24 protein-coding genes and 1 pseudogene are annotated in these 26207 nt (G+C 70.8%); 9 read left to right on the top strand and 16 right to left on the bottom strand.

Features of this window, described 5'->3' with window-relative positions; translation table 11 throughout:
- Window positions 1-47 precede the first annotated feature (47 nt).
- Entirely contained in the window at window positions 48-362 is a 315-nt protein-coding gene (secG, locus tag GXW76_RS16485; protein WP_211863187.1) for a preprotein translocase subunit SecG, read from the bottom strand.
- Window positions 363-398: 36 nt separating this feature from the next.
- Window positions 399-1139 carry a triose-phosphate isomerase gene (gene tpiA / locus GXW76_RS16480; protein ID WP_211863200.1) on the bottom strand — a complete coding sequence of 247 codons (741 nt, stop codon included), beginning with the start codon at window positions 1137-1139 and terminating at the stop codon, window positions 399-401.
- A gap of 119 nt (window positions 1140-1258) precedes the next feature.
- Between tpiA and GXW76_RS16475 the strand changes: the two genes are divergently transcribed.
- Window positions 1259-3151 (top strand): SurA N-terminal domain-containing protein, encoded by a 1893-nt coding sequence (locus GXW76_RS16475; RefSeq protein ID WP_211863186.1) that lies wholly within the window; start codon window positions 1259-1261, stop codon window positions 3149-3151.
- Window positions 3148-4647, top strand: a complete 1500-nt coding sequence (gene trpE, locus GXW76_RS16470; RefSeq protein ID WP_211863185.1) for an anthranilate synthase component I — start codon at window positions 3148-3150, stop codon at window positions 4645-4647. Before GXW76_RS16475 ends, trpE begins: the two co-directional genes overlap by 4 nt.
- Window positions 4648-4810: 163 nt before the next feature.
- Here trpE and GXW76_RS16465 read toward each other — a convergent pair whose 3' ends face one another.
- The 3 genes from GXW76_RS16465 to GXW76_RS16455 are packed head-to-tail and all read right to left on the bottom strand — an operon-like array spanning window position 4811 to window position 7160.
- The gene (locus GXW76_RS16465) at window positions 4811-5011 is read right to left on the bottom strand and encodes a hypothetical protein (protein WP_211863184.1); all 201 of its coding nucleotides are present in this window, start codon (window positions 5009-5011) and stop codon (window positions 4811-4813) included.
- The gene (locus GXW76_RS16460; RefSeq protein ID WP_211863183.1) at window positions 5008-6210 is read right to left on the bottom strand and encodes a mandelate racemase/muconate lactonizing enzyme family protein; all 1203 of its coding nucleotides are present in this window, start codon (window positions 6208-6210) and stop codon (window positions 5008-5010) included. The genes GXW76_RS16465 and GXW76_RS16460 overlap by 4 nt, the downstream gene beginning before the upstream one ends.
- Window positions 6207-7160, bottom strand: coding sequence for a Bug family tripartite tricarboxylate transporter substrate binding protein (locus GXW76_RS16455; RefSeq protein WP_211863182.1), 954 nt, complete (start codon window positions 7158-7160; stop codon window positions 6207-6209). Before GXW76_RS16455 ends, GXW76_RS16460 begins: the two co-directional genes overlap by 4 nt.
- Window positions 7161-7301: 141 nt before the next feature.
- Here GXW76_RS16455 and GXW76_RS16450 point away from each other — a divergent pair, with 141 nt between their 5' ends.
- From GXW76_RS16450 to GXW76_RS16430, 5 genes are read left to right on the top strand one after another with little or no spacing between them, the layout of a single operon-like run.
- Complete coding sequence (locus tag GXW76_RS16450; protein WP_211863181.1) at window positions 7302-7901, top strand: anthranilate synthase component II; 600 nt, start codon at window positions 7302-7304, stop codon at window positions 7899-7901.
- A 4-nt stretch (window positions 7902-7905) separates the two neighbouring features.
- A complete protein-coding gene (trpD, locus tag GXW76_RS16445; protein ID WP_211863180.1) occupies window positions 7906-8931 on the top strand; it encodes an anthranilate phosphoribosyltransferase in 1026 nt (341 codons plus the stop codon).
- A complete protein-coding gene (gene trpC, locus GXW76_RS16440) occupies window positions 8928-9767 on the top strand; it encodes an indole-3-glycerol phosphate synthase TrpC (protein WP_211863179.1) in 840 nt (279 codons plus the stop codon). The genes trpD and trpC overlap by 4 nt, the downstream gene beginning before the upstream one ends.
- A gap of 8 nt (window positions 9768-9775) precedes the next feature.
- Complete coding sequence (gene moaC, locus GXW76_RS16435) at window positions 9776-10246, top strand: cyclic pyranopterin monophosphate synthase MoaC (RefSeq protein ID WP_211863178.1); 471 nt, start codon at window positions 9776-9778, stop codon at window positions 10244-10246.
- A gap of 1 nt (window position 10247) precedes the next feature.
- Window positions 10248-11453: a molybdopterin molybdotransferase MoeA gene (locus GXW76_RS16430; RefSeq protein ID WP_211863199.1), complete on the top strand. Its 1206-nt coding sequence runs from the start codon at window positions 10248-10250 to the stop codon at window positions 11451-11453.
- 6 nt (window positions 11454-11459) lie between these two features.
- On the opposite strand, the gene GXW76_RS16425 is transcribed toward GXW76_RS16430, so the two are convergent.
- Genes GXW76_RS16425 through GXW76_RS16380 form a run of 10 tightly spaced genes read right to left on the bottom strand, consistent with a single transcriptional unit; the run spans window position 11460 to window position 24094 of the window.
- Window positions 11460-12419, bottom strand: a complete 960-nt coding sequence (locus tag GXW76_RS16425) for a glycosyltransferase family 2 protein (protein WP_211863177.1) — start codon at window positions 12417-12419, stop codon at window positions 11460-11462.
- A gap of 45 nt (window positions 12420-12464) precedes the next feature.
- Entirely contained in the window at window positions 12465-13145 is a 681-nt protein-coding gene (locus GXW76_RS16420) for a carbonic anhydrase (protein ID WP_211863176.1), read from the bottom strand.
- A gap of 11 nt (window positions 13146-13156) precedes the next feature.
- On the bottom strand, window positions 13157-13681 hold the full coding sequence (locus GXW76_RS16415; RefSeq protein WP_211863175.1) for a hemerythrin domain-containing protein: 525 nt from the start codon (window positions 13679-13681) through the stop codon (window positions 13157-13159).
- Window positions 13682-13699: 18 nt separating this feature from the next.
- On the bottom strand, window positions 13700-14527 hold the full coding sequence (locus tag GXW76_RS16410) for a peptidylprolyl isomerase (protein ID WP_211863174.1): 828 nt from the start codon (window positions 14525-14527) through the stop codon (window positions 13700-13702).
- A gap of 5 nt (window positions 14528-14532) precedes the next feature.
- Window positions 14533-15288 carry a respiratory nitrate reductase subunit gamma gene (gene narI / locus GXW76_RS16405; RefSeq protein ID WP_211863173.1) on the bottom strand — a complete coding sequence of 252 codons (756 nt, stop codon included), beginning with the start codon at window positions 15286-15288 and terminating at the stop codon, window positions 14533-14535.
- Window positions 15289-15300: 12 nt separating this feature from the next.
- On the bottom strand, window positions 15301-16008 hold the full coding sequence (narJ, locus tag GXW76_RS16400; RefSeq protein WP_211863172.1) for a nitrate reductase molybdenum cofactor assembly chaperone: 708 nt from the start codon (window positions 16006-16008) through the stop codon (window positions 15301-15303).
- Window positions 16005-17564, bottom strand: coding sequence for a nitrate reductase subunit beta (gene narH / locus GXW76_RS16395; RefSeq protein ID WP_211863171.1), 1560 nt, complete (start codon window positions 17562-17564; stop codon window positions 16005-16007). The genes narJ and narH overlap by 4 nt, the downstream gene beginning before the upstream one ends.
- A 14-nt stretch (window positions 17565-17578) precedes the next feature.
- Complete coding sequence (locus GXW76_RS16390; protein WP_211863170.1) at window positions 17579-21313, bottom strand: nitrate reductase subunit alpha; 3735 nt, start codon at window positions 21311-21313, stop codon at window positions 17579-17581.
- A 28-nt stretch (window positions 21314-21341) separates the two neighbouring features.
- Window positions 21342-22688 (bottom strand): MFS transporter, encoded by a 1347-nt coding sequence (locus GXW76_RS16385; RefSeq protein WP_246514443.1) that lies wholly within the window; start codon window positions 22686-22688, stop codon window positions 21342-21344.
- 35 nt (window positions 22689-22723) lie between these two features.
- Window positions 22724-24094: an MFS transporter gene (locus GXW76_RS16380; protein ID WP_211863168.1), complete on the bottom strand. Its 1371-nt coding sequence runs from the start codon at window positions 24092-24094 to the stop codon at window positions 22724-22726.
- A 229-nt stretch (window positions 24095-24323) separates the two neighbouring features.
- On the opposite strand from GXW76_RS16380, the gene GXW76_RS16375 reads away from it, so the two are divergent.
- Window positions 24324-25034 carry a cyclic nucleotide-binding domain-containing protein gene (locus tag GXW76_RS16375; protein WP_211863167.1) on the top strand — a complete coding sequence of 237 codons (711 nt, stop codon included), beginning with the start codon at window positions 24324-24326 and terminating at the stop codon, window positions 25032-25034.
- Between the two features lie 88 nt (window positions 25035-25122).
- Window positions 25123-25848, top strand: coding sequence for a transcriptional repressor LexA (gene lexA / locus GXW76_RS16370; protein WP_211863166.1), 726 nt, complete (start codon window positions 25123-25125; stop codon window positions 25846-25848).
- 141 nt (window positions 25849-25989) lie between these two features.
- Here the strand turns inward: lexA and GXW76_RS16365 are convergent.
- Window positions 25990-26207 (bottom strand): annotated as a pseudogene (locus tag GXW76_RS16365) (ComEC/Rec2 family competence protein); the annotation flags it as partial.

Genomic DNA, 26207 nt, shown 5'->3' with positions numbered 1-26207 from the left:
GCGTTGCGCAGGGCGGCCACGCGGCCGGAAGTGGTTGAGAAGACTGGTTAGTTGGTCGGGACGGCCGGGAGGGCGGGCGCCGAGGGGGCGCTCGCCGGCGGTGGCGAATCGAGAATCGAACGGTTCTGCTGCGACACGCCGCGGTTGAGCAGCGCCAGCGTCAGCGCCAGCACGAAGAAGGCCGTGCCCAGGATGGCCGTGCCCCGCGTCAGCAGGTTCGCCGTGCCACGCCCGCCCATGAAGGAACCCATGCCCTGGGAGGAGCCGATGCCGAGCCCGCCGCCCTCGCTTCGCTGCAACAGCACGAGGCCGATCAGGGCAAGGGTCACGAACAGGTGGATGACGAGCAGGACTGAGGCCATGGCGCGGGCGCTTCTACAGAAGACGGGGCCGCCCGGCTACCCCGCCGCGCGGGCGATGGCGAGGAAATCCTCCGCGACCAGGCTGGCACCCCCCACCAGCGCCCCGTCCACATGCGGAATGGCCAGGATGGCGACGGCGTTGGAAGGCTTCACGGACCCGCCATACAGGACGCGGAGCGCCGCACCCTGCGCCGGGAAGGCGGCGACCAGCCGGGCGCGGATCATGGCGTGCATGGCGGCGATGTCGGCCTCGGTGGGCGTGCGGCCGGTGCCGATGGCCCAGACCGGCTCATAGGCCAGCACGCCGCCGGCGGCGCCGAATCCCTCGGGCAGGCTGCCGGCGAGCTGGGCGGCGACGACGTCCTCGGCACGGCCGGCGAGGCGGTCGGCCTCGGGCTCGCCCACGCAGACGATGGGGGTCAGGCCGGCGGCGATGGCGGCCTCGGCCTTGGCACGGACGACGGCGTCGGATTCCGCATGGTCGGCGCGGCGCTCGGAATGGCCGAGGATGACGAAGCGCGCCCCGGCATCGGCCAGCATCGGCGCGGCGATGTCCCCGGTATGGGCGCCCTTGGCGGCGGCATGGCAATCCTGGCCACCCACCGCGACGGGGCCGTCCGCCATGGCGGACGCCACCGCGGCCACCAGCGTCGCCGGCGGGCAGACCAGGAGTTCGGCGCCGAGCCCCGCCCCGCCGGCCGCGACCGCGCGGGCCAGCGCCAGCCCGTCCGCCGACAGGCCATGCATCTTCCAGTTGCCGGCGATCAGCGGGCGCACTCCGGGCGTCATCTCAGGGCATCTCCATCCAGGGGCTGCCGCCCGGTTACCGGCCCCTTTCGCCCCTGTCCATGCCCCCGCCCCTTCCGCCCGCCGGGGCGCGCGGGTAAGCACGCGGGATGCTCACCGCGCTTCGCCGCCTCGCCGGCACCTGGGTCGCCAAGATCCTCTTCGCCCTGCTCGTCCTTTCCTTCGCCATCTGGGGGATCGAGGACGTCGTGCGGAACTTCGGCCGCGAGACCGCCGTCGCCACCGTCGGCGGCCAGCCGATCGAACTGCCCGAGGCGCAGAACGCCGCGCGGCGGGAGATGGCGCGCATCGCCCGCCAGCTCGGCAACCGCTTCGAGCCGGACGAGAACATCCGCCGCGCCGTCGCCGCCACGGCGCTGGAACAGCTGATCGCCGACCGGTCCTTGCGCGCGGAGGCCCGCCGCGTGGGCATCGCCGCCCCCGCCGAGGCGGTGCGCGACTCCGTCTTCGCCATCCCCGGCCTGCGCGGGGCGGATGGCACCTTCTCCCGCCAGGTCTTCGACGGCTTCCTGCGCCAGAACGAGCTGAGCGAGGCGCAGTTCCTCCAGGTGGTCGCGAGCGACCTGATGCGGCAGCAACTCGCGGGCGCGGTGCGCGCGGGTGTTGCCGGGCCGGACGCCATGTCCGCCCCGCTGCTCGCCTGGACGATGGAACGCCGCGTCGCCGAGGTGGTGCAGGTCCCGCTCGCCGCCATGCCCGAGCCGGAGGCCCCCACCGAGGCGCAGCTCCGCCGCTACCAGGAGAACAACCCGCAGCGTTTCTCCGCCCCGGAATACCGGGAGGCGGCGGTCGCGGTGCTCTCCCCCGCGACGCTGGCGGGCGAGATCGAGGTGACGGACGCCCAGCTCGAGCAGGCCTATGAGCAGCGCCGCGCGCAGTTCGACACGCCGGAACGCCGCGCCCTGCGCCAGGCCGTTCTGCCGGACGAGGCCGCCGCCCGGACGCTCGCCGAGACCTGGCGTGGCGGGGCGGATTTCCCGGCCATCGAGGCCGCCGCCACCGCCGCGGGCGGCAGCGCGGCCGATCTCGGCCTGCTGGACCGCGCCTCCCTGCCGATCGACACCGTCGCCGCGGCCGCCTTCGCCGGCGGCGCGGGTAGCGTCACCGACCCGGTGCAGAGCCCCTTCGGCTGGCATGTCCTCAAGGTCGAGCGCGTGGAGCCGGCGGTGACGCGCAGCCTCGCCGACGTGCGCGACGAACTCCGCCGCGAGGTGGCGCACGACCGCGCCCTCGACATGGCCTATGAGCGCGCCAACCGCGTCGAGGATGCGCTGGCCGGCGGGGCGAACCTCGCCGAGATCGCGCAGCGCTTCGGCATGGCGCTGGCGACCGCGACCATCGACGCCGGCGGCCGCGACCCGGCCAATGAGCGCGTCGATCTCCCGCTGCCGGAGGCGCAGCGCGCCGACCTGCTGCGCGCCGTCTTCGCCGCCCGCCAGGGCGACGCGCCGCGCATGACCGAGATGGGCGACGCCTTCGTCGCCATCGAGGTCCGCGGCGTCACCCCGCCCGCCCTGCGCCCCTTCGAGACGGTGGAGGAGCAGGTGCGCGTGGCCTTCCTCGCCGATGCCCGCCGCCGCGCGGCGGAGGAACGCGCCGCCGGCCTGCTCGCCGCCATCCGCGGCGGCAAGACCGCGCAGGAGGCGGCGGAGGAGGCCGGCCTTTCCGCCCAGCGCATGGGCCCCTTCGGCCGCAACCCGGCCCAGGCGGGGCCGCTGCCGCCCGAACTCCTGGCCCCGCTCTTCGAGGCCAGGACGGGCGACGCCACCATGGTCGAGACGCGCACCGGATTCGCCGTGGCGCGGCTCGCGGAGATCGTGCGCTTCGACCCGGCCTCGGACCCGCTCGGCCTCGGCCGCGTGCGCGGGGAGATCGAGCAGTCCATGCAGGACGAGCTCGAGGAACAGTATGCCGTCGCGCTGCGCGGCCGTGCCGACGTGCGCATCAACAGGACGCTGCTGGAACAGGTGACCGGCCGATGATCGAGACCAGTTTCGCCGCCTTCCGCGCGGCGCTCGAAGCCGGTCGCGGCACCATCCTGGTTCGGGAGCGCGTGGCCGACCTCGACACCCCGGTCGGCGCCTTCCTCAAGCTGACGGGCGGGGCGCAGGCCAATGCCTTCCTGCTCGAATCGATCGAGGGCGGGGCGGCGCGCGGGCGCTATTCGGCGATCGGGCTCGCGCCGGACCTGGTCTGGCGCTGCCGCGGCGGCCGCGCGGAGGTGAACCGCCACGCCCTGACCGCCCCGCACGCCTTCGAGCCGGTGGAGGGCAATGCCCTCGAGAGCCTGCGACAGATGGTCGCGGCGGCGAGGATGCCGGTGCCGCCGGGCCTGCCGCCGATGGCCGCGGGGCTGTTCGGCTACCTCGGCTACGACATGGTCCGGCTGATGGAACGCCTGCCGGAGACGAATCCCGACGTGCTCGGCATCCCGGATGCGGTGATGACGCGGCCGACGGTGATGGCGGTGTTCGACCATGTGCGGGACACGCTGACGCTCTGCGCCCCGGTCTGGCCCGGCGCCGATCCCGCCTCGGCCTGGGAAGCGGCGAACGTCCGGCTGGACGAGGCCGAGGCGGCGCTCGACCGTCCCGTGCCGCGCCCCGCGCCGCCCGCCGCCCTGCCATCCATGCCCGCGCCGGAGAGCAACTTCACCGAGGCCGGCTTCATCGCCGCCGTGGAGCGCGCGAAGGAATACATCCGCGCCGGGGACGTGTTCCAGGTCGTGCCGTCGCAGCGCTTCTCGGCGCCCTTCGCGCTGCCGCCCTTCGCGCTGTACCGCGCGCTACGGCGGATCAACCCGGCGCCGTTCCTGGTGTTCGGGGATTTCGGGGGGTTCTCGGTCGTCGCCGCGAGCCCGGAGATCCTGGTGCGCTGCCGCGACAACACCGTGACGGTGCGCCCCCTCGCCGGCACCCGCCGCCGCGGCGCGACGCCGGACGAGGATCGGGCGCTGGAAGCCGAACTGCTGGCGGACCCGAAGGAGCGGGCGGAGCACCTGATGCTGCTCGACCTAGGCCGCAACGACGTCGGCCGCGTGGCCGAGATCGGTTCGGTGAAGGTCACCGCCCAGTTCCAGATCGAGCGCTATTCGCAGGTCATGCACATCGGCTCCGAGGTGCAGGGCCGGCTGCGCGCGGGGCTCGACGCGCTGGACGCCTATGTCGCGGGCTTCCCGGCGGGCACGCTTTCCGGCGCGCCGAAGATCCGCGCGATGGAGATCATCGAGGAACTGGAGCCCTCCCGCCGCGGGCTCTATGCGGGCGGCATCGGGTATTTCGGCGCCGATGGCGGCATGGACACCTGCATCGCGCTGCGCACGGCGCTGGTGAAGGACGGGACGATGTACGTGCAGGCCGGGGCCGGCGTGGTGGCGGATTCCGACCCGAAGTCGGAATACGAGGAAACCAGGCAGAAGGCGCGCGCGCTGTTCCGCGCGGCCGAGGAAGCGGTGCGGTTCGCCTCCGGGCGGCGCTAGGCGCGGGCCGGCAGGGGAGGAAGCGGAGAGGGGCGCCGCCCCTCCCCGGATCTCCTTCCGCGACAGGTATCCAGCGGGATTGCAATGCGACGCCAATCGGTGCCCGCGGAGGCCAAAAGGCCTCCGCACGACTGGAGTTGCCCGCGCCGCGCCGGCCCAGGCCTCAATGTCCCAGCAGGGTGATTGCCTCGAACAGCGAGGACCCGGCCCATAGCGCGGCCAGGCCGCAGGCGACCCAGGCCAGCACGCCGCCGGCGAACATCCCCCGCTTTCCGCCCCAGCGCCGCAGCCCAAGCGCCAACAGCGCCATCGCCAGCAGGCCGGAGGCGAAGCCCCAGGGCAGATAGCCCAGGATCTCCATCACCGGCCGCTTTCCCGGACGATCGCATCCTCGCGCTTCGCCACGCCCGGCAGCAGCGCGGCGCCGAGGCCAGGCCCCTGCATCGGCAGCACCCAGCCCTGCTCCACGCGCGGCAGCACGGTCACGAGGTCCCGGTACCAGGTCGCGAGTGTCGCGCGCACCACTTCCTGGAACATCGCCGTCGGCGCGTGCATGGCAAGGTGGACCGAGGCAATCAGCGTGACCGGTCCGGTGCAGTCATGCGGCGCGACGGGCCGCGCCCAGGCTTCGGCCAGCGCGGCGATCTTGCGCGCCTCCGTCAGCCCGCCGCACCAGGCGAGGTCGAGCATGACGATGTCCGTCGCACCCGCCACCAGCAGGTCGCGGAAGGCGACCTTGCCGCCCAGGGTCTCGCTCGCGCAGATCGGCACGCGCACGGCGCGGCGCAGTTCGGCGAGCGACGCCGCATCGTCCATCTTGGCGATGGGGTCCTCCGCCCAGGTGATGTTGAACTCCTCGAGCGCGCGGCAGATCGACAGCGCGGCCGGGTAGGACCACAGGCTGTGCAGTTCGGCCATGATCTCCATGCGGTCGCCGACCGCGCGGCGGATCTTCGCGAAGGGCTCGAGCCCCTTCTTGAGGTCGCTCAGCGTGATGGACACGCCCTGGGTCGCCGGCGCGTAGATGTCGAAGGGCCAGATCTTCATGGCGTTGAAGCCTTCCGACAGAAGGCTTTCCGCCAGCGCGCCGGCGTCGCGCATGAAGGCGACCTGGTCGTCGTAGGGGCCGCGGGATTCGTCCGCCGCGCCGATGTCGCGGCGCTGCGCGGATTTCGTGTTGTAGTCGTAGCCGGCGCAGGTGTTGTAGCTGCGCACGCGATCCCGCGCCTTGCCGCCCAGCGCCTCGTGCACCGGGACGCCATGGCGCTGGCCCTTGAGGTCCCACAGCGCGATGTCCACGGCGGAAGCCGCGCGGACCTCGGCCGAGGACCCGCCGAAGCCGACATAGGGCGTCAGCAGCGCGCGGGAGAAGCCCTCGATGTCGCGGGAATCCTTGCCGAGCAGAAGCGGCGCGGCGCTTTCGTGGATCACCGCCTCGACGGCGGCGGCCCCGCGGAAGGCCTCGCCAAGGCCGGTCAGCCCCTCGTCGGTCGTGATCTCCACCCAGAGCAGGTTCGGCCGTTCGCCGATGCGGATGGTGCGGATGGAGGTGATGCGACTCATTCGGCGCGGATTCCCTGCTTGCTGACGACTTCGGCCCAGCGGGCCGCCTCGGCGCGCACATGCGCGCCCATCTGTTCCGGCGTGCCGCCGATCGGGGCGGCGCCGAGCTCGGCCATGCGCGTGCGCACGGCGGGATCCTGCAGCGCGCGGCCGAAGGCGGCGTTCAGCGCCGCGATGGCGGCCGGCGGCGTGCGTGCCGGCGCCATGAAGCCGAACCAGGAATCGATCGCCATGCCCTGCACGCCCTGCTCGGCAAAGGTCGGCACATCCGGCAGTTCCGGGATGCGCCGGTCGCTGACGGCGGCTAGGGCGCGCACCGAACCGCCGCGGATATGCGGCAGGATGGAGGGCAGGTTGTCGAAGAACACATCCACGCGCCCGGCAACCAGGTCGGTGATGGCCGGGCCCGAGCCGCGATAGGGCACATGCGTCATCTCGATCCCGGTGATGCTGCGCAGCAGTTCGGGCCCGAGGTGGTTCGAGGCGCCGACGCCCGAGGAGGCGAAGGTCAGCGTCTGCCGGCGCGCCAGTGCGATGAATTCCTGCACATTCTGCGCCGGCAGATCGCGCCGCACGGTCATCACGTTGCGCACGGCGCCGGTCAGGATGACCGGGGAGAAGTCCTTCAGCAGGTCGTAGCCGGGATTCGTGTAGAGCGCCGGGTTCGCCCCGCAGGGGCCGAAGGCGCATTGCACGAGGGTGGTGCCGTCCGCCGCGCCGCGCGCCGCTTCCGCCATGCCGATATTGCCGCCGGCCCCGCCGCGGTTCTCGACCACCGCCCCGCGCGGCAAATGCGGCCCCGCGGCTTCGGCGAGCAGCCGGGCGACGATGTCGCTGGTGCCGCCCGGGGTGAACGGGACGATGATGCGCACCGGCCGGTCGGGCAGGTCCGCGGCGCCGGCGGCGCCCGGCGCGAGCAGCGCCACGGCGAGGAAGATGCGCTTCAGCATGGCTTGGCCGTCCTCATGTCGTCGTTGCGGGGCAGGCTAGGCCAGATGCCGGGTCGAAGGAATTGCCCCCGGGGGGGGCGGCCGTCCCCGCCCCGCGTCGGCCTTGATTCCCCCGCCGCGCGGGTCCATGGATCGGGCACCATGATCCTGCTGATCGACAACTACGACAGCTTCACCTTCAACCTGTTTCACTTCCTGGGCGACCTGGGGGCGAAGGTGGAGGTGCGCCGCAACGACGCCATCGACCCCCAGGGCGTGCTGGCGATGAAGCCGGAAGCCGTCGTGCTCTCCCCCGGCCCCTGCACGCCGAACGAGGCGGGCATCTGCCTGCCGCTGATCTCGCTCGCCGCCGAGGTGCGGCTGCCGGTGCTCGGCGTCTGCCTCGGCCACCAGGCGATCGGCCAGGCCTTCGGGGGCCAGGTGGTGCGCGCGCCGGAACCAGTGCACGGCAAGGTCTGGCAGGTGCATCACCATGGGCAGGATGTCTTCGCCGGCATCCCCTCCCCCTTCGCGGCGACGCGCTACCACTCGCTGACCGTGGACCGCGCGACCCTGCCCGATTGCCTCGAGGTCACGGCCTGGACCGAGGACGGCATCGTCATGGGGCTGCGGCACAAGGAACTGCCGATCTCCGGCGTGCAGTTCCATCCGGAGAGCATCGCCTCCGCCCATGGCCACGACCTGCTGCGGAACTTCCTGACGCTGGCCGGCGCTGCGCTGCCGACGCCCGCCGCGGCCTGAGCCCATGTCCCTGAAACCGATCCTGGCCCGCCTCGCGGCGGCCGAGCGGCTGGCCGAGAGCGAGGCCGAGGAAGCCTTCGGCATCATCATGGCCGGGGAAGCGACCCCCGCGCAGATCGCCGGCCTGCTGATGGCCATGCGCGTGCGCGGCGAGACGGTGGCCGAGATGACCGGCGGCGCGCGCGCCATGATCTCCCGCATGACGGCGATCGAGGCCCCGCCGGACGCGATGGACATCGTCGGCACCGGCGGCGACATGGCGGGCACGCTGAACATCTCCACCGCCAGCGGCATCGTGGTCGCGGGCTGCGGCGTGCCGGTGGCCAAGCACGGCAACCGCGCGCTGTCGTCCAGGTCCGGCGCGGCGGATGCGATGTCGGCGCTCGGCATCTCGCTCGACGTGCCGATCGAGCGGCTGCCCGAGGTGCTGCGCGAGGCCGGCATGGTCTTCCTGATGGCGCCGCGGCACCACGCCTCGATGCGCCATGCCGCGGGGCCGCGGGTGGAACTCGGCACGCGGACCATCTTCAACCTGCTCGGCCCGTTGGCGAATCCGGCGCGGGTGAAGCGCCAGATGACCGGCGCCTTCGCCCCCGAATGGCTGCGCCCGATGGCCGAGACGCTCGCCCGCATCGGCAGCGAGCGCGCCTGGCTGGTGCATGGCCAGGGCCTCGATGAACTGACGCTCGCGGGGGAGAGCCACGTCGTCTCCCTGGAAGCCGACGGCTCGCTGCGCGAGTTCATGGTGACGCCGGAGGATGCCGGCCTGCCGCGCGCCCCGGCCTCCGCGCTGAAGGGCGGCGACCCCGCCTTCAACGCCGCCGCGCTGGAGGCGCTGCTGAACGGCGCCCCCGGTCCCTATCGCGATGTCGTGCTGCTGAACGCCGGCGCCGCCCTGATCGTCGCCGGCCGCGCCGCGGACCTGCGCGAGGGCGCGACCTTCGCCGCCAAGGCCATAGACGACGGCGCCGCCCTGGGCGTACTGACTCGCCTGCGGGCCGCCTGCCCCCCCAAGGACGCCCAACAATGAACGCCCCCCACGTCGCCACCGCGCCCGCCGGCGCCGCCTCGGTGCCGGACGTCCTGCTGCGCATCGTCGCGGACAAGGAGAAGGAGGTGGCCGAGCGCATGGCCGCCACCCCGCAGTCGGAGATCGAGCGCGCCGCCGCCGCCGCCCCGCCGGTGCGCGGCTTCGTCACCGCGCTGTGCGACCGCATCGCCGAGGGCCGCACCGGGCTGATCGCCGAGATCAAGCGCGCCTCGCCCTCCGGCGGGCTGATCCGCGACCCCTTCGAGCCGGCCGCGCTCGCGAAGGCCTATGAGGAAGGCGGCGCAGCCTGCCTGTCCGTGCTGACCGACGAGCCGTATTTCCAGGGCAAGCGGGAATACCTCGAAGCCGCGCGCGCCGCATGCCACCTGCCGGTGCTGCGCAAGGACTTCATGATCCACCCGTGGCAGATCTTCGAATCGCGGGCCATGGGCGCGGATTGCGTGCTGCTCATCATGTCCTGCCTGACCGACGACATGGCGACGGAACTGCTCGGCATCGCGCGCTCGCTCGACATGTCCGTGCTGGTCGAGGTGCACGACCGCAAGGAACTGGACCGCGCGCTCGGCCTCAATACGCGGCTGATCGGCATCAACAACCGCGACCTGCGCACCCTGCAGACCGACATCGCGACGAGCGAGGAACTGGCCCCGCTGGTGCCCGCCGACCGCCTGCCGGTGGCCGAGAGCGGCATCCGCACCGCGGAGGATGTGCGCCGCATGGCCGCCGCCGGGGCGCGCTGCATCCTGGTGGGCGAGCACCTGATGCGCCAGCCCGACGTCGCCGCTGCCGCGCGCATGCTCGTCGAAGCCCGCTGACCCTCGCCATGGCCCTGACCCATTTCGATGCGGCGGGCCGCGCCGCGATGGTGGACGTCTCCGGCAAGGAGGAGACGGCGCGCACCGCCACCGCCCGGGGCCGCATCGTGATGGCGCCGGCGACGCTGGCGCTGATCCGCGAAGGCCGCGCGGGCAAGGGCGATGTGCTCGGCGTCGCGCGGATCGCCGGGATCATGGCGGCGAAGAAGACCTCGGATCTCATCCCGCTCTGCCATCCGCTGATGCTGTCCAAGGTGACGGTCGATCTGGAGCCGGAGGGCGACGACGCCGTGGCCATCGAGGCGACGGTGAAGCTGAGCGGCAGGACAGGGGTGGAGATGGAGGCGCTGACCGCCGTGACCGTCGCCGCGCTGACCGTCTACGACATGGTCAAGGCGGTGGACCGCGCCATGCGCATCGAGGATGTCCGCCTGGTCCACAAGGCCGGCGGCAAGTCGGGCGAATTCCATGGCGAGTGACCTGCTGCCGGTCGAGGACGCCCGCGCGCGAATCATCGCCGCGCTGGCCCCGACCGCTGCCGAGACGGTCGCCCTGCCCGACGGCGCGGGCCGCGTGCTGGCGCGCGGCGTGGTGGCGCGCCTGACCCAGCCGCCGGCCGATGTTTCCGCCATGGACGGCTACGCGCTGCGCGCGGCGGATGGGACCGAGGGCGCGACGCTGGCGGTGATCGGTTCCTCCCCGGCCGGGCGGCCCTTCGGGGGCACGGTCGGCGCAGGGCAGGCGGTGCGCATCTTCACCGGCGGCTTCATCCCCACCGGGGCGGACACCATCCTGCTGCAGGAGGATGCGACCGCGGACGGCGACGCGGTTCGGGTGAACGAGACGGTGAATCCCGGCCGCCACATCCGCCGCCGCGGCCTCGACTTCTCCGAGGGCGCCGAGGTGCTGCCCGCCGGGCGGCGGCTGACGGCGCGCGACATCGGCCTCGCCGCGGCGTCGAACAATCCGTGGCTCACCGTGCACCGGAAGCCACGCATCGGCATCCTGGCCACCGGCGACGAGATTGCGCTGCCGGGCGACCCGATCCCGGCGGGGGGCATCGTCTCCTCCAACGCCCATGCGCTGGCGGCGCTGATCCGCGCGAGCGGCGGCGACCCGGTCGTGCTGCCGATCGCGCCGGACGACACGGACATCATCGCCGGCGTGGCCGGCACCGCCTACGCCTTCGACATGCTGGTGACGACCGGCGGCGCCAGCGTGGGCGAGCACGACCTGATCCAGAAGGCGCTGGGCGCCGAGGGCTTCGAACTCGGCTTCTGGAAGATCGCCATGCGGCCGGGCAAGCCGCTGATCTGGGGCAGGCTCGGGCGGACGCCGGTGCTGGGGCTGCCGGGCAATCCGGTCTCCGCCATGGTCTGCGCGGTGCTGTTCCTGATCCCGGCGATCGAGCGCATGTCCGGCCTGCCGGGCGCGGCGCCGCGGATGCGGCGGGTGCTGACCTCGGTGCCGCTGGCGGAGAACGACCACCGCGCGGACTACCAGCGGGCCAGCGTGTCCTTCGACAAGGAAGGGCGAATGCTGGTGACGCCGGCGCCGGTGCAGGACAGTTCCATGCTCGCCACGCTCGCCCGTGCCGACGCGCTCGTGTTGCGCGCGCCGCATGCGCACGCATTGCCGGCCTATGCCGAGGTCGAGGCGATCATCCTCCCCGAACTGGGCGTCTGACGCCGCTCAGCCTTCGTGCCGGCTGGCATCGGTCTGGGTTTCGCGCGCGGCCGCCCCGCCAGCCCCGCGCGCCATGCCCTTCGCCTCGTCGATGATGCGATCATCGGCGAGGCTCGGGGGCATGACGCCGCGCCGGCCAGCCGGCCACTCCCCGTCGAGATAGGCGCGCACCAGGCGGTGGTAGTCGCCGAGCGCAGGCCGCCCGCTGCCGCCGCCGACCAGCCGGTTCATCGCCCGCCAGCGGCGCAGGACGCGCGCGGCATCCGCGGCGTGCGCACCGAAGCCGAATCCGTCCTGCGCGATGCGGCGCAGCGCCTCGGCGTACTCGGCGTCGAAGCGCGTGCCGGCGGTGTCCGTCATCTGGCCCGCGCGAAGCTGGTAGCGGTAGGCAAGGCCCTCCGCGACCGGCACCTCCCCGCAGACGGCGGCCAGGGTACGAAGGTCGGTGATGACGTCGTCGATCAGCGTGAAGCTCTCGTAGCGCGACACGAAGGCGCGGCGCGCGATCAGGTGCAGCGAGGAGAAGGCGCTGCCCCATTCCGCGAAGCCGAAGCGGCGCGCGCCAGGCGCGGGGACGCGGCGGACCTCGGTGCCGTCCGGCGCGCGCACGACGGTCGGCACCAGCACGCCGCCCTGTGGCCGCGCGAGGTCGAGCGCGCGCGCGATGGCATCGGGCGGGCCCTCGAAGGCATCGTCGCCGTCGAGCATCGTGACGTGCGCGCCCGTCGCGATGGCGAGGCCGCGGTTGCGCGCCGCGCAGGCGCCGGTGCGCACCGGCCCGACCTCGGTGAAGCGCAGGCGCGGGTCGGCGGGCAGCAGGGGCGCGTAGTCGGTGCCGTCGTCGGAGACCACGATGACCTCCACCGAGGCTCCAACGGCGCGATCGAGCACCGAGGCCACGGCTGCCGGCACCAGGTCCTGGACACGATGCGCGGCGATGAGGATCGAAAGGTCGGGCGTCGGCATGGCGGCGCATCCTGGCAGGACGCGCCGGGGATGGAAGGGCCGCGCTCAGCCGCTCGCCGCGCGCGGGACCTCTCCTGGATCGACCTGGCGGAACGGGCCGCGCGGGCCCTCGGCCGCCTGCAAGGTCCCCCAGCCGAAGTGGAAGTACCAGCCGTGCAGGGACAGCCGCCCCTCGCGGATGCGCTCGGAGATGAAGGGATAGGTCGCGAGGTGGCGCAGGCTGAGCAGCACCGCGGCCTGCTCGGCGCGGCGGGCGATCAGCAGGCGTTCGGCCTCGGTGACCAGGCCGTCCATCTCGTCCCGCACCTCCTGCGCCACGCCCACCCAGTCGGAGACGAAGGCGAAGCGGTCGCGCCCGTGGTCGTGTTCCAGCAGGCAGCGCACGCCGGCGCAGAAGGAATGGCCGAGCACGACGATGTGCCGCACGCCGAGGGCGGCGACCCCGAACTCGATCGCCGCGGCGGTGCCGTGCGGGCGGTTGTCGCGCTCATAGGCCGGCACCAGCGCGGCGACGTTGCGGATGACGAAGAGGTCCCCCGGCCGCGCGCCGCAGATGATGGCGGGATCGGTGCGGCTGTCCGAGCAGGCGATGACCATCACCTCCGGGTGCTGGCCTTCGAGCAGCGAGTCGTAAAGTTCGGCATCGTTCTCGAAGTGCTGGCCGCGGAAGCGGTCGAAGCCTTCGATGAGGCGGCGGAGCGCGCCGGTGGATGTCTCGGTCGGCATGTCCATGTCGATCAGGCCCGGCGGGCGGCGAGTTCCGCCGCGATCTGGGTGAGAATTTCGGCCGAGAGCACCCGGCGGGCGAGCGGCGTGACCTCCGCCTCCTCCGTCGCCAGGTGCGCGCGGAAGCCGCTGGCGAAGCGCCGGGCGAGCGCGGCGAAGCCAGGTCCCGGCGAATGGTGCGCGGCGATGGCGCGCAGATCCGCGATCAATGCCTTGGCGGCCTCGCGCTCGTCCACGTGGTCCTCCCGCAGGCGCAGCAGCAGGCCCTCCGTGTCGTAGGGTTCGAGGCGGGCGTGGAGCGAGCGCTCCTCGTCCGCCATATGGCGCGGCAGTTCCACCGCGAGCCATTCCATCAGCGCCGCCGCCAGGGCGCGGGCACCGCGCGCCTGCGGGTGACGCGCGAGGCGTTCGAGATGCGCGAGCAGCGCGCCCTGGCGGAGATGCTCGGCCGAGAGGAAAGCCAGCGGGTCGGTCAGGAGTTCGGGGCCGAGGACCCCGAACTCCGCACCGCGCCGCCTTCCGCCGGGGGGCACCATGGCACCGCGACTGCCCCGCTACTGTACCAGCGGCCCGGCGCCGGCGCCGAGGTCGATGCCCTCGATGCGCGCGCGGCCGGCGAGCACGGCGATGTACTGGCGCACGGCGGCACGCCAGGCCTGATCGCGCAGGTCCGCCGCGACGCGCTCGGCCACCGCCTCATAGGGCGTGCGCGTGGCGGGGGCGTGCGCGTGCAGGCGCACGACATGCATCCCGTAGCGGGACTTCACCACCACCGGGCAGACCTGGCCGGGTTCGAGCGTGGCCAGGAAGGTCTCGAACTCCGGCACCGTCGAGCCGCGCGCGACCTGGCCGAGATGGCCACCCTGGTCGCGCGAGGGGCAGTCCGAATGCAGCCGCGCGAGCGCCGGCAGGCTTTCCGGGTCGGCCTGGACCTGGGCGAGGATCTCCTCCGCCTTCGCCTGCGCGGCGGTGCGCGCTTCCTCGTCCTCCGGGTCGGCGGCGACGAGGATGTGGCTCGCCTCCCAGAGGTCCGGGGCGCCGAAGCGCTCCGGATGGGCAGCGTGCCAGCGGCGGGCAGCCGCCTCGTCGGTATCGGGGATGCTGACCTCGGCGGTGATGAGCGCGTCGAGCGCGTCGTCATCCTCCGGATCCAGGCCGCGCGCCGTGGCCGCTTCGTGCAGCAGGCGACGGATGACGAGGGCCTGGGCCGCGAGGTTCCACGCGGCCTCGGCGTTCTCGGCCGGGTGGTGCTGCATCTCGGCGGAGATCTCGCGCGCCGTGATGGTGGTGCCGTTCACGACGACATCCTGCTCGGGCAGTGTCGGGCCTGTCGGCGCCGGCGCGGCGGGCCGCTCGGGCGGCGGATGGTAATGCACAGCCATGACGATCACTCCGCGGGCCGGGTATGCGGCGCGGCGACGGGGCCGGGCCGCGTGGTCGCGCCGCCACGGCGACGCACGATCTGCCAGTTGCGGCCGAGGTACCAGACCGGGGCCGAGAAGATGTGCACCAGCCGCGAGAACGGCGTGAGCAGGAACAGCGTCATGCCCATGACCATGTGCAGCTGGAAGACGAAGTCCGCGCCGCGCACGTATTCGGCTGCGCCGCCGCGGAAGGTGACGATGTGCTGCGCCCAGGCCGAGAGCTGCAGCATCATCCCGCCGTCACGGTGCCCGATGGAGAAGGGCAGCGTGATGAGGCCGAGGGTGAGCTGCACCCAGAGCATCGCCAGGATGAAGATGTCGATGCCCGTGCTGGTGCGGCGGATGCGTTCGTCGAACAGGCGGCGGTGCAGCAGCAGCGACAGGCCGATGAAGCAGAAGAAGCCGGCCACGCCGCCCGCGACGATGGCGAGCTGCTGCTTCTGCTGCACGGTGATGAAGTGCTCATAGAGCCAGTGCGGCGTCAGCAGGCCGACGAAGTGGCCGAAGAAGATGAACAGGATGCCGAGGTGAAACAGGTTCGATCCCCAGCGGAACTGCTTGGCGCGCAGCAGCTGCGATGAGCCCGAGCGCCAGGTGTACTGGTCGCGGTCGAAGCGGATCAGGCTGCCGATGAAGAAGATGCCGGCGCAGATGTAGGGATAGATGCCGAAGAGAAAGGTGTGCAGGTAGTCGGTGAAGCCGTTCCAGAGGGCGGACATCGCGGCTCTCCTTCAATGCTTGGCGGCGGCCTGGCGCATGGTGCGCAGGCGCTGGATCATGGCGGCGACCTTGGCGCGGGCGCCGGCCTGGTCGGGGTCGGATTCCGGCCCGAAGACCACGGGCTGGTCCTCGTAGGCGGCGTCGATGGCGGCGAGGTCGTCCTCATCGGCCTGGTCGTTCGCCTCGGTCGGCAGCGTCGTCGGCGCGAGCGAGGCTTCCGACAGGACGCCGGCGAGCACCGCCGCATAGCCGCGCGAGGACGGCAGCCCGCGCGACATCAGCTTCGCGTGGATCTGCTGCAGCAGCGGGCCCGCCTGGGCGAGCAGGTTCGCCGTCGTTTCCGCCGGCGCCACGGCGCAGAATTCGAGCACGAGCGGCAGGTAGTCCGGCAACTCGTTGCCCGACATGGCGAAGCCGTTCGCGTCATAGAGCGCGACCAGTTCCACCATGGCGGGGCCACGGTTCCGCGTGTCCCCGTGCACGTGCTCGAACAGGTGGAGGCTGGTCGAGCGGCCGCGGTCGAAGAGCCGCACGAAGTCCTCCTGCCGGTCGAGCGGGTCGCCCGTGCCGAGGCGGCGGACGAGCCGTTCCAGTGCGCGGCGGTCGCGGTCGGAGAAGCCCGCGCCCGGGATTGCCTCCATCACGTCCGGCAGGTCGGCGCGCAGCGCCTCGTCCGGGTAGCGCAGGAGAGTGGAGAGGATGGCGAGGCGCCGGTTCACTTCGCGGCTTCCTTCTTCGCTTCCTCCGCCTCGCGGATGCGGGGCGGCGCCATGTGCCCGGCCGAGGGGCCGGAGGCGCTGAACAGGTTGCCCACCGTGCGGCCGTCGTAGCAGCCCTGGCCGAAGGTGAAGCCGCAGGACGACTTCAGGTCGAAGGCGTTCTCGGCGTATTCGCGGTGGGTGGTGGGGATGACGTAGCGGTCCTCGTAGTTCGCGATCGCCAGCGTCTGGTACATGTCGTCCACCTGCGCCTTGGTCAGGCCGACCTTCTCGAGGATCTCCATGTCGTCGCGTTCCTCGACCGTGCGGGCACGCATGTGCATGCGCATCGCCATCATGCGCTGGAGAGCGAGCACGACCGGGGTTTCCGCACCCGCCGTCAGCAGGTTGGCGAGGTACTTCACCGGGATGCGGAGCGAGGAGATGTCCGGCAGCCCGTCCTTCCAGCCGACATGGCCGGCTTCCACCGCCGACTGAACCGGCGACAGCGGCGGCACGTACCAGACCATCGGCAGCGTGCGGTATTCGGGGTGCAGCGGGAAGGCGATCTGCCAATCGATGCACATCTTGTAGGTCGGGCTGAGGCGCGCGGCCTCCAGCCAGGCTTCCGGCACGCCGTCCTTGCGCGCCTGCTCGATCACCGCGGGGTCATTGGGGTCGCAGAAGATGTCGAGCTGGCTGCGGTAGAGCTGCTGGTCATTCTCGACCGACGCCGCTTCCTCGATGCGGTCGGCATCGTAGAGCAGCACGCCGAGGTAGCGGATGCGGCCGACGCAGGTCTCCGAGCACACCGTCGGCTCGCCCGCCTCGATGCGCGGGTAGCAGAAGATGCACTTCTCGGCCTTACCGGACTGCCAGTTGTAGTAGATCTTCTTGTACGGGCAGGCGCTGACGCACATGCGCCAGCCGCGGCACTTCTCCTGGTCGATGAGGACGATGCCGTCCTCCTCACGCTTGTAGATCGAGCCCGAGGGGCAGGAGGCGACGCAGGACGGGTTGAGGCAGTGCTCGCAGAGGCGGGGCAGGTAGAACATGAAGGTGTTCTCGAACTGCCCGTAGATCTGCTTCTGGATGCCCTCGAAGTTCTTGTCCTTGGAGCGCTTGCGGAACTCCGTGCCCAGGATCTCCTCCCAGTTCGGGCCCCACTTGATCTCCATCCGCTCGCCGGTGATCAGCGAGACGGGGCGTGCGACCGGCATCGCCTGGGATTCAGGCGCGGTCTGCAGGTGCGTGTAGTCGAAGGTGAAGGGCTCGTAGTAGTCGTCGATCTCGGGCAGGTTCGGGTTGGCGAAGATGTTCGCCAGGATCCGCCACTTGCCGCCGATGCGCGGCTGGATCTTGCCGTTGCGCTTGCGCGTCCAGCCGCCCTTCCACTTGTCCTGGTTCTCCCAGTCCTTCGGGTAGCCGATGCCGGGCTTCGTCTCGACGTTGTTGAACCAGGCGTATTCGACGCCCTCGCGGCTCGTCCACACCTGCTTGCAGGTGACGGAGCACGTATGGCAGCCGATGCACTTGTCCAGATTGAGGACCATCGCGATTTGAGCGCGGATCTTCATTGTCCCGGTCTCCCTTATTCGGCTGCCTTGAGGTCAGCCGCCTGCGGCGTGACCCGGGGTCCGTCCAGCCACTCGACATTCGCCATCTTCCGCACGAGGACGAACTCGTCGCGGTTGGTGCCGATCGTGCCGTAGTAGTTGAAGCCATAGGCGAGCTGCGCGTAGCCGCCGATCATGTGCGTCGGCTTGATCGTGCAGCGCGTGACGGAGTTGTGGATGCCGCCGCGGGCATGCGTGATCTCGCTGCCCGGCACGTTCACGATCTTCTCCTGCGCGTGGTACATCATGACCATCCCCTTCGGGACGCGCTGGGAGACGACCGCACGGGCGCAGAGCGCGCCGTTGGTGTTGAAGGCCTCGATCCAGTCGTTGTCCTCGATGCCGGCTTCCGCCGCATCCACCTCGGACAGCCACACGATCGGACCACCGCGCGAGAGGGTGAGCATCAACAGGTTGTCCGTATAGACGCTGTGGATGCCCCACTTCTGGTGCGGGGTGATGAAGTTGAGCGGGAGCTCCTTGTTGCCGTTCGGCTTCACGCCATGCATCGGCCCCGTCGCGCGCAGGTCCACCGGCGGGCGGTAGAGGCAAAGCGCCTCGCCGAAGGCCAGCATCCAGGGGTGATCCTGGTAGAGCTGCTGTCTGCCCGTGAGCGTCCGCCAGGGGATCAGCTCATGCACGTTGGTGTAGCCGGCGTTGTAGCAGACCTCCTCGCTCTCCAGCCCCGACCAGATGGGGGAGGAGATGATCTTGCGCGGCTGCGCCTGCACGTCGCGGAAGCGGATCGCCTCGTGCTCCTTCGGCCGCGCGAGGTGCGTGTGGTCGCGCCCGGTGAACTTGCCGAGCGATTCCCACGCCTTCACCGCGACATGGCCGTTGGTCTCGGGGGCGAGGTGCATCAGCGTCTCGCAGGCGTCGATGTCGGTTTCCATCCGCGCCAGCGTGCCTTCGACGCCCGGGACCTCGACCTCGCCGTTGAGGTGGCGGAGGAACTCCACCTCGTGCTCGGTCTTCCAGGCCATGCCCTTGCCGTTGTTGCCCAGCTTGTCCATCAGCGGACCAAGCGAGGTGAAGCGGGCATGGGTGTTCGGGTAGTCGCGCTCGACCACCGTCACGGCGGGCATGGTCTTGCCGGGGATCGGCTCGACCTCGCCCTTCTTCCATTCCTTCACCAGGTGCGTCTGGCCGAGCTCGGCCGGGCTGTCATGCATCAGCGGGGTCAGGACGGTGTCCTTCTCCTTGCCGAGATGACCGTTGCACAGCGCGGAGAAGCGCTTGGCGATGCCGCGGAAGATCGCCCAGTCGGTGCGGCTCTCCCACGCCGGGTCCACCGCCGCCGACAGCGGATGGATGAAGGGATGCATATCCGAGGTGTTGAGGTCGTGCTTCTCGTACCAGGTGGCCGTGGGCAGCACGATGTCGGAGTACATGCAGGTGGTGCTCATGCGGAAGTCGAGCGTCACCAGCAGGTCGAGCTTGCCCTTCGGCGCCTCGTCATGCCACGCGGCCTCTTCCGGCTTGGCCCAGCCCTGCTCGCCCAGGTCCTTGCCCTGCACGCCGTGCTGCGTGCCGAGCAGGTGCTTGAGGAAATACTCGTGCCCCTTGCCCGAGGAGCCGAGCAGGTTCGACCGCCACACGAACAGGTTGCGCGGCCAGTTGGTCGGATGGTCCGGGTCCTCGCAGGACATCTCGAGCGTGCCGGACTTCAGCGACTGCGCCACGTATTGCGGCACCGGCATGCCGGCCTTCTCGGCTTCCGCCGCGATGGTCAGCGGGTTGCGCGTGAGCTGCGGGGCCGAGGGCAGCCAGCCCATGCGCTCGGCGCGGATGTTGAAGTCGATCAGCGTGCCGGTCATCGCCTTCGGCGCGGTGGGCGACAACAGATCCGCCACCTGGATCGTCTCGTAGCGCCACTGGTCGGTGTGCGCGTACCAGGCGGAGGTGGCATTCTGCTGCCGCGGCGGGCGCGACCAGTCGGTCGCGAAGGCCACCGGGATCCAGCCGGATTGCGGGCGCAGCTTCTCCTGCCCCACATAGTGCGCCCAGCCGCCGCCGGACTGCCCGATGCAGCCGCACATCACCAGCAGGTTGATGATGCCGCGGTAGTTCATGTCCGAGTGGTACCAGTGGTTCAGCGCCGCCCCGAGGATGACCATGGACTTGCCCTTGGTCTTCTCGGCGTTGTCGGCGAATTCCCGCGCCACGGTGACGATCTGCTGGCGCGGCACGCCGCAGACGGCCTCGGCCCAGGCCGGGGTGTAGGGCGCCATGGCGTCGTAGTTCGCGCTGCCGTCCCGCGCCACGCCGTAGTTGGCGAGGAACAGGTCATAGACGGTCGCGACCTTCGCGGTGCTGCCATCGGCCAGCGTGATGGTCGTCACCGGCACGTCGTGCGTGACGGTGTTGCCGAGTTGCGTCGGATTGAAGAAGGCCGTCGCGCCGTCGCCGAAATACGGGAAGGTCACGCTCGCGGACTGCCCGCCGAGCAGCGAGAGGCGCGGCGTCACCGCCTCCAGCGTCTTCGCGTCGCGGCCTTCGAGGTTCCACTTGCCCTGCTCGCCCCAGCGGAAGCCGATGGAGCCTGTCGGGACGTAGGGGTTGCCCGTCGCGTCATCGATCGCGATGGTCTTCCAGTCCGGGTTGTTCGCCTCGCCGGCATTGCCGACCAGGTCGCTCGCGCGCAGCTGCCGGTCGGGCACCAGGCGCCCGTCCTTCTCCGTCAGCATCACCAGCATCGGCATGTCGGAATAACGGCGGCAGTAGTCGATGAAGTAGTCGCCCCTGCCCTTCGCGTGCCATTCGGACAGGATCACATGGCCCATCGCCAGCGCGAGCGCGGCATCCGTCCCCTGCTTCGGGTGCAGCCAGAGATCGGCGAACTTCGACGCCTCGGAATAGTCGGGCGTGACGGTCACCACCTTGGTGCCGCGGTAGCGCGCCTCGGCCATGAAGTGCGCGTCCGGCGTGCGCGTCTGCGGCACGTTGGAGCCCCACATCATGATGAAGCCGGCATTGTACCAGTCGGCCGATTCAGGAACGTCCGTCTGCTCGCCCCAGGTCTGCGGGGAGGACGGAGGCAGGTCGCAGTACCAGTCATAGAACGACATGCAGACGCCGCCGATCAGCGACAGGTAGCGGCTGCCCGCGGCGTAGGAGACCATCGACATCGCCGGGATGGGCGAGAAGCCGAAGATGCGGTCCGGGCCGTGCTGCTTCGCGGTGTGCACGTTGGCGGCGGCGACGAGTTCCTCCGCTTCCTCCCAGCTGACGCGCACGAAGCCGCCCATGCCGCGCGCGGACTGGTATTCGTGCCGCTTCGCCGGGTCGTCCTGGATCGACTTCCAGGCCAGCACCGGGTCCGCGTACTGCGTCTTCGCCGCGCGCCACATGGCGACCAGGCGCTTGCGCATCATCGGGTATTTGATGCGGTTCGCGCTGTAGAGATACCAGGAGTACGACGCGCCGCGCGAACAGCCGCGCGGCTCGTGGTTCGGCAGGCCGGGCCGCGTGCGCGGGTAGTCGGTCTGCTGCGTCTCCCAGGTGACGATCCCGCCCTTGACGTAGATCTTCCAGGAGCACGACCCGGTGCAGTTCGCCCCGTGGGTGGAGCGCACGATCTTGTCGTGCGCCCAGCGCGAGCGGTAGGCGTCCTCCCAGGCGCGGCTTTCCGTGGTGACGTCACCATGGCCGTTGGAGAAGGTGCCCGCATACTTCTTGAAGTAGGTCAGGCGGTCTAGGAAATGGCTCATCGATTGTCTCTCCGGCTTTCTTGGTGGATCAGCACGGGTAGGGGGCGTTGCGCCGGGCGTAGAGCAGCCAGTTCAGCGCGACGTTGACGGCGAAGAAGGCGGCCAGGCCATAGAAGACGATGTCCGGGCTCTGGTAGGTCGCGAAGGCCCAGGCGAAGAGCAGGCCGAAGATGAAGGGCCCGTAGGCGGCGATCGCGCCGGTGAAGCCGATCACGCCGCCGGCCTGGCGCGGCGGGAAGATCATCGGCATCTGCTTGAACGTCGATGCGTTGCCGATGCCCGCGAAGAGGAAGAGGCCGAGCATCGCGATGACGAAGATCGGGAAGCTCGCCATGCTTTGCGGATGGGTGGTGAAGGGAATGGCGATGGCGCAGGCAACCATGCCGATGCCCGCGATGGTCGTCACCTTGCCGCCGCCGAACTTGTCCGAGGCCGGGCCGGCCAGCACGCGCGCGGCGGAACCCACCAGCGGGCCGAGGAAGGCGTAGGTCAGCGGGTCCGGCGCGCCGGGCAGGTGGCCGTAGACCTGGCGGATCAGCAGCGGGAAGGTGCCCGACAGCCCGCTGAAGGCGCCGAAGGTCATGATGTAGAGGCTGGTCATGACCCAGGTGTTGCCGTTGGTGAAGATGTCCATCTGCTCGCGGATGTTCGCGGTGATGGGCACGGACTTCAGCGCCACCCAGGACCACAGCGCGAAGGCCGCGGTGATCGGGATCCAGACCAGCGTCGCGTTCTGGAGCCACACGCTGGATTGCTGGCCGGCGCGGGTCATGGTCTGCGAGTCGCCGCCCATGGTGCCCACCAGCGCGAAGCCGATGATCCAGGGGGTGACGAACTGCACCACGCTGACGCCGAAATTGCCGACGCCGGCCTGGATCGCAAGCGCCGTGCCCTGCAGCCGCTTCGGGAAGAACATCGAGGTGCTGGGCATGAAGGAGGAGAAGTTGCCCCCGCCCAGCCCCGCCAGGAAGGCGAGCAGCATCAGCACCCAGAACGGCGTGGTGATGTCCTGCACCGCATAGGTCCAGCCGATCAGCGGCAGCAGCAGGGAGGCGGTGGAGAAGGCGACGACATGCCGCGTGCCGTAGATCGGCGTGAGGAACATGTGCACGAGGCGCAGCGTGCCGCCGGCGAGGCCCGGCATGGCGGCCAGCCAGAAGAGCTGGCCGGTGGTCAGCCGGAAGCCCACCTGCGGCAGGCGCACGACCAGGGCGCTCACCACGAACCAGGTGATGAAGGCCATGGTCAGGCTGGCGGTGGTGACCGTCAGCGTGCGCCAGGCGCGCTTCTTGCCCTCGGCTTCCCAGAACGCCTCATCCTCGGGTTGCCAGCGCGCGAGCCAGGAGGGGCCGCGCGCCGCGGCTTGGGGCTGCATGGCGGATGTGTCCTTTGCGGAAGTGCTCATGGCGGTCACTCCGCCGCGATCTTGGTCGAGGCGCCGCCCGGCACGGCGCGCGCCTGGCTGGCGGCGAGGCCCTGGAGAGCCTCGAGTTCAGGGAGGTCCTTCGGACCGAGCAGGTCGGGATGCTGGACCTGCTCCATCCTGCGGATGGCGCCGTGCATCCAGGCGAGGCTGACCGCCGAGATCAGGAACAGCAGCATGAAGCAGCTGGTCCAGACGCCGATGAGGTCGTTCAGCGCGCCGAAGGCGATGGGCAGGACGAAGCCGCCGAGGCCGCCGATCAGCCCGACCACGCCGCCGACGCTGCCGACGCGCCCCGGGTAGTAGACCGGGATGTGCTTGTAGACCGCGGCCTTGCCGAGGCTCATGAAGAAGCCCAGCGCCATGGTCAGCACCATGAAGGGGATGAAGCCGAGCGCGACGGTGAACTCGATCGGGCCGCGGATGCCGCTCACGACGTATTGCGTCGCGGGGTAGGAGAGCAGGAAAGTGCAGACCACCGAGCCCCAGAAGGTCCAGTACATCACCTTCCGCGCGCCGTACTTGTCGGACAGCGTCCCGCCGAGGATGCGGAACAGCGAGCCCGGGATCGAATAGGCCGCGCCGAGCAGGCCCGCGCTGATGATGTCGAGCCCGTAGACGCCCACGTAGTAGCGCGGCAGCCAGAGCGCGAGCGCGACGAAGCCACCGAAGACGAAGAAGTAGTAGAGGCTGAAGCGCCAGACCTGCTGGTTCTTGAGCGGCTCCATCATCGCCGAGAACGGCTCGGGCTTCACGCCGCGCCGCCGCCGCTCCGCGAGGTCCGGGTCGTCCTTCGTCATGAAGAAGAAGACGATCGCCATCACCACCAGGCCGATGGCCCAGATCTGCGCCACCGCCTTCCAGCCGAAGGCGACCATAATCATGGGCGCGAGGAACTTGGTCACCGCCGCGCCGACATTGCCGGCGCCGAAGATGCCCAGCGCGGTGCCCTGCTTCTCCTTCGGGTACCACTTCGAGACATAGGCGATGCCGACGGCAAACGACCCGCCCGCGATGCCGACGCCGAGGGCTGCCAGCAGGAAGGTCGTGTAGTCGTAGGCGTAGGAGAGCAGCCAAGTGGCGACCGCGGCGGTCAGCATCACCAGGGTAAAGACGATCCGGCCGCCATACTGGTCGGTCCAGACGCCGAGCACGAGGCGGATCAGGCTGCCCGTCAGGACCGGCGTGCCGACCAGGAGCCCGAACTCGAAGTCGGAAAGGTTGAGGTCCTTCTTTATCTGCACGCCGAGGATCGAAAAGATCATCCAGGCCGCGAAGCAGACCGTGAAGGCGATGGTGGAAAGCCATAGCGCGCGGGCCTGCCCACTGGCGTCCGGCGTCGCTGCCTGTTGCTGCATGCCCCGTCTCCATTGCGTCGAAGGCGGAGGCTTTGTCGGCCGGGAGGGGTTACGTCAGGACTGATCCAGATCAAGCCGAACAGCGCTCGCTGGCGCGATTTTTCTTCCCGCACCAAGCACGACAAGGTATCGCTTGCGCAGAACGACGATTCAAATTGACGAATATCAAGGCCTCGCTTGACGAAGCCTGGCCGGATACCGCCACCGGGAAGCGGGGGAGAGCACGCCGATGGACTCGCGATCTGGCAACATGGAGTTGCTGCGGCGCTCGACCTTCTTCAGCGCGGCGGGCGACGCTGCGATGGCGGAGCTCGTCCGCCTATCCTTCACCCAGTTGCTGCCGCGCGGGACCGTGGTGTTCGAGCAGGAGGAGCAGCCCGATTTCCTGCACGTGCTGCTTGCCGGCAGCATCGGCCTGCAGACCGCGGCCGAGACCGGCGGCAAGACGATCGTCGAGATCTTCGGCCCCGGAGAGGTCTTCCTCGCCCCCGCGGTGTTGCTGCGGCTGCCCTATCTCGCCTCGGCCGTCGCGCTGACGGAGATCCGGGTGCTGATGATCCCGGCCGAATCCTTCCGCACGGGCGTGCGCGACGACCTCGCGCTGGCCGGCGCCACGATCGAGCTGCTGGCGCGGCACTGGCGGCTGATGGTGGACCAGGTGGTGGACCTCAAGCTGCGCAGCGCGGAGGCCCGGGTCGCCCGCTTCATCGCCCGCCGCGTCTCGGAGGAGACTGGCGCCGGCACCGCCGCACTGCCCGAACCGCGCATCGCGATCGCCGCGCGGCTCGGCATGACGCCCGAGACGCTCTCGCGCACGCTGACCACGCTCGAGGAGAAGGGGGCCCTCCGCCGTGGCGGCAGCGAGGGACCGACCGTGCGCGACCGGACCGCGCTTGCACCCGGCCGCGCAACCGGTTCATCCACAGGGGAATCCCATTGACGGTGACTCCGGAACCTTTCTAGAACAACACAAGGGTTGCCGGTTTGTTCCGACCGATTCGCGGGGCCCGGCACGGAGGAGGGGCTGGATGCTCACGCGCAAGCAGCACGAGTTGCTGATGTTCATCGACCGCCATTTGCGCGAGACCGGCTTCTCCCCGTCCTTCGAGGAAATGAAGGCCGCCCTGGACCTCAAGTCCAAGTCGGGCATCCATCGGCTGATCACGGCGCTCGAGGAACGCGGCTTCCTGCGCCGCCGCGCCCACCGCGCCCGCGCGCTGGAAGTCATCCGCCTGCCCGAGAACCTGGCCCCGCGCGCCGGCCGGACCGCCGCCCGCGCGGCCGAGGGGCCGCTCGGCCCGAATGTCATCCGCGGAGCCTTCGGCACCCAGGCATCCCCCCGCCCGGCGGCCGAGGCGGCGAACGATGCCACCGCGGTCAGCCTCCCGCTCTATGGCCGCATCGCGGCCGGCCTGCCGATCGAGGCGCTGCGCGACAACGGCGCCTCCATCGAGGTGCCCGCCGGCATGCTCGGCAACGGGGATCACTACGCGCTCGAGGTCGCCGGCGATTCGATGGTCGATGCCGGCATCCTGGACGGCGACACGGTCATCATCCACCGCGCCGACACGGCCGAGAACGGCGCCATCGTCGTCGCCCTGGTGGACGAGAACGAGGTGACGCTGAAGCGCCTGCGGCGGCGGGGCAATTCCGTCGCCCTCGAACCGGCCAATCCGCGGCACGAAACCCGGATCTTCGGGCCGGACCGGGTGAAGGTGCAGGGGCGGCTGGTGGGGCTGCTGCGGCGGTACTGAACGGCCGCATCCGGCGCGGACGCCTGCGCTGGCTGGCCTTCGCCGCCACGGGCGACGTGAACGGCGACGGCGCGGCGGATTTCGCGATCCAGATCAACTCCGGCACCGCGCCGGTGGCGGGGTGGTTCATCCTGTAGCGGGTCATTCGACCGGCGCGGGCGGCAGATCCGCTCGCCCGCGCGGCTCGGGCACCGGCGGCACCCAGGGCCGCGCGCCGCGCCAGGCGCGGTCCGACACCACGCGCGCACCGTCCGCCTCCAGCCACACGGCGTGCGGTCCGTTGCGCCAGACGGCGAAGCGGTCCACGACCGCGCTGCCAGGGCAGCGGCCGCGCACCGGTTCTGCGGAGACCACCACGG

It is taken from the genome of Neoroseomonas soli, from assembly GCF_018129065.1.
Classification (GTDB): domain Bacteria; phylum Pseudomonadota; class Alphaproteobacteria; order Acetobacterales; family Acetobacteraceae; genus Neoroseomonas; species Neoroseomonas soli.
Note: the sequence above shows the minus strand (reverse complement) of the source record. Positions and strands in the feature narration are given on the sequence as shown.

Excerpts from the sequence above, each read along its gene's own strand:
- secG (WP_211863187.1), bottom strand. The coding sequence starts at position 362 with ATGGCCTCAGTCCTGCTCGTCATCCACCTGTTCGTGACCCTTGCCCTG.
- GXW76_RS16475 (WP_211863186.1), top strand. The coding sequence starts at position 1,259 with ATGCTCACCGCGCTTCGCCGCCTCGCCGGCACCTGGGTCGCCAAGATC.
- trpE (WP_211863185.1), top strand. The coding sequence starts at position 3,148 with ATGATCGAGACCAGTTTCGCCGCCTTCCGCGCGGCGCTCGAAGCCGGT.
- GXW76_RS16460 (WP_211863183.1), bottom strand. The coding sequence starts at position 6,210 with ATGAGTCGCATCACCTCCATCCGCACCATCCGCATCGGCGAACGGCCG.
- GXW76_RS16455 (WP_211863182.1), bottom strand. The coding sequence starts at position 7,160 with ATGCTGAAGCGCATCTTCCTCGCCGTGGCGCTGCTCGCGCCGGGCGCC.
- GXW76_RS16450 (WP_211863181.1), top strand. The coding sequence starts at position 7,302 with ATGATCCTGCTGATCGACAACTACGACAGCTTCACCTTCAACCTGTTT.
- trpD (WP_211863180.1), top strand. The coding sequence starts at position 7,906 with ATGTCCCTGAAACCGATCCTGGCCCGCCTCGCGGCGGCCGAGCGGCTG.
- trpC (WP_211863179.1), top strand. The coding sequence starts at position 8,928 with ATGAACGCCCCCCACGTCGCCACCGCGCCCGCCGGCGCCGCCTCGGTG.
- moaC (WP_211863178.1), top strand. The coding sequence starts at position 9,776 with ATGGCCCTGACCCATTTCGATGCGGCGGGCCGCGCCGCGATGGTGGAC.
- GXW76_RS16425 (WP_211863177.1), bottom strand. The coding sequence starts at position 12,419 with ATGCCGACGCCCGACCTTTCGATCCTCATCGCCGCGCATCGTGTCCAG.
- GXW76_RS16420 (WP_211863176.1), bottom strand. The coding sequence starts at position 13,145 with ATGCCGACCGAGACATCCACCGGCGCGCTCCGCCGCCTCATCGAAGGC.
- GXW76_RS16415 (WP_211863175.1), bottom strand. The coding sequence starts at position 13,681 with ATGGTGCCCCCCGGCGGAAGGCGGCGCGGTGCGGAGTTCGGGGTCCTC.
- GXW76_RS16410 (WP_211863174.1), bottom strand. The coding sequence starts at position 14,527 with ATGGCTGTGCATTACCATCCGCCGCCCGAGCGGCCCGCCGCGCCGGCG.
- narI (WP_211863173.1), bottom strand. The coding sequence starts at position 15,288 with ATGTCCGCCCTCTGGAACGGCTTCACCGACTACCTGCACACCTTTCTC.
- narH (WP_211863171.1), bottom strand. The coding sequence starts at position 17,564 with ATGAAGATCCGCGCTCAAATCGCGATGGTCCTCAATCTGGACAAGTGC.
- GXW76_RS16390 (WP_211863170.1), bottom strand. The coding sequence starts at position 21,313 with ATGAGCCATTTCCTAGACCGCCTGACCTACTTCAAGAAGTATGCGGGC.
- GXW76_RS16385 (WP_246514443.1), bottom strand. The coding sequence starts at position 22,688 with ATGCAGCCCCAAGCCGCGGCGCGCGGCCCCTCCTGGCTCGCGCGCTGG.
- GXW76_RS16380 (WP_211863168.1), bottom strand. The coding sequence starts at position 24,094 with ATGCAGCAACAGGCAGCGACGCCGGACGCCAGTGGGCAGGCCCGCGCG.
- GXW76_RS16375 (WP_211863167.1), top strand. The coding sequence starts at position 24,324 with ATGGACTCGCGATCTGGCAACATGGAGTTGCTGCGGCGCTCGACCTTC.
- lexA (WP_211863166.1), top strand. The coding sequence starts at position 25,123 with ATGCTCACGCGCAAGCAGCACGAGTTGCTGATGTTCATCGACCGCCAT.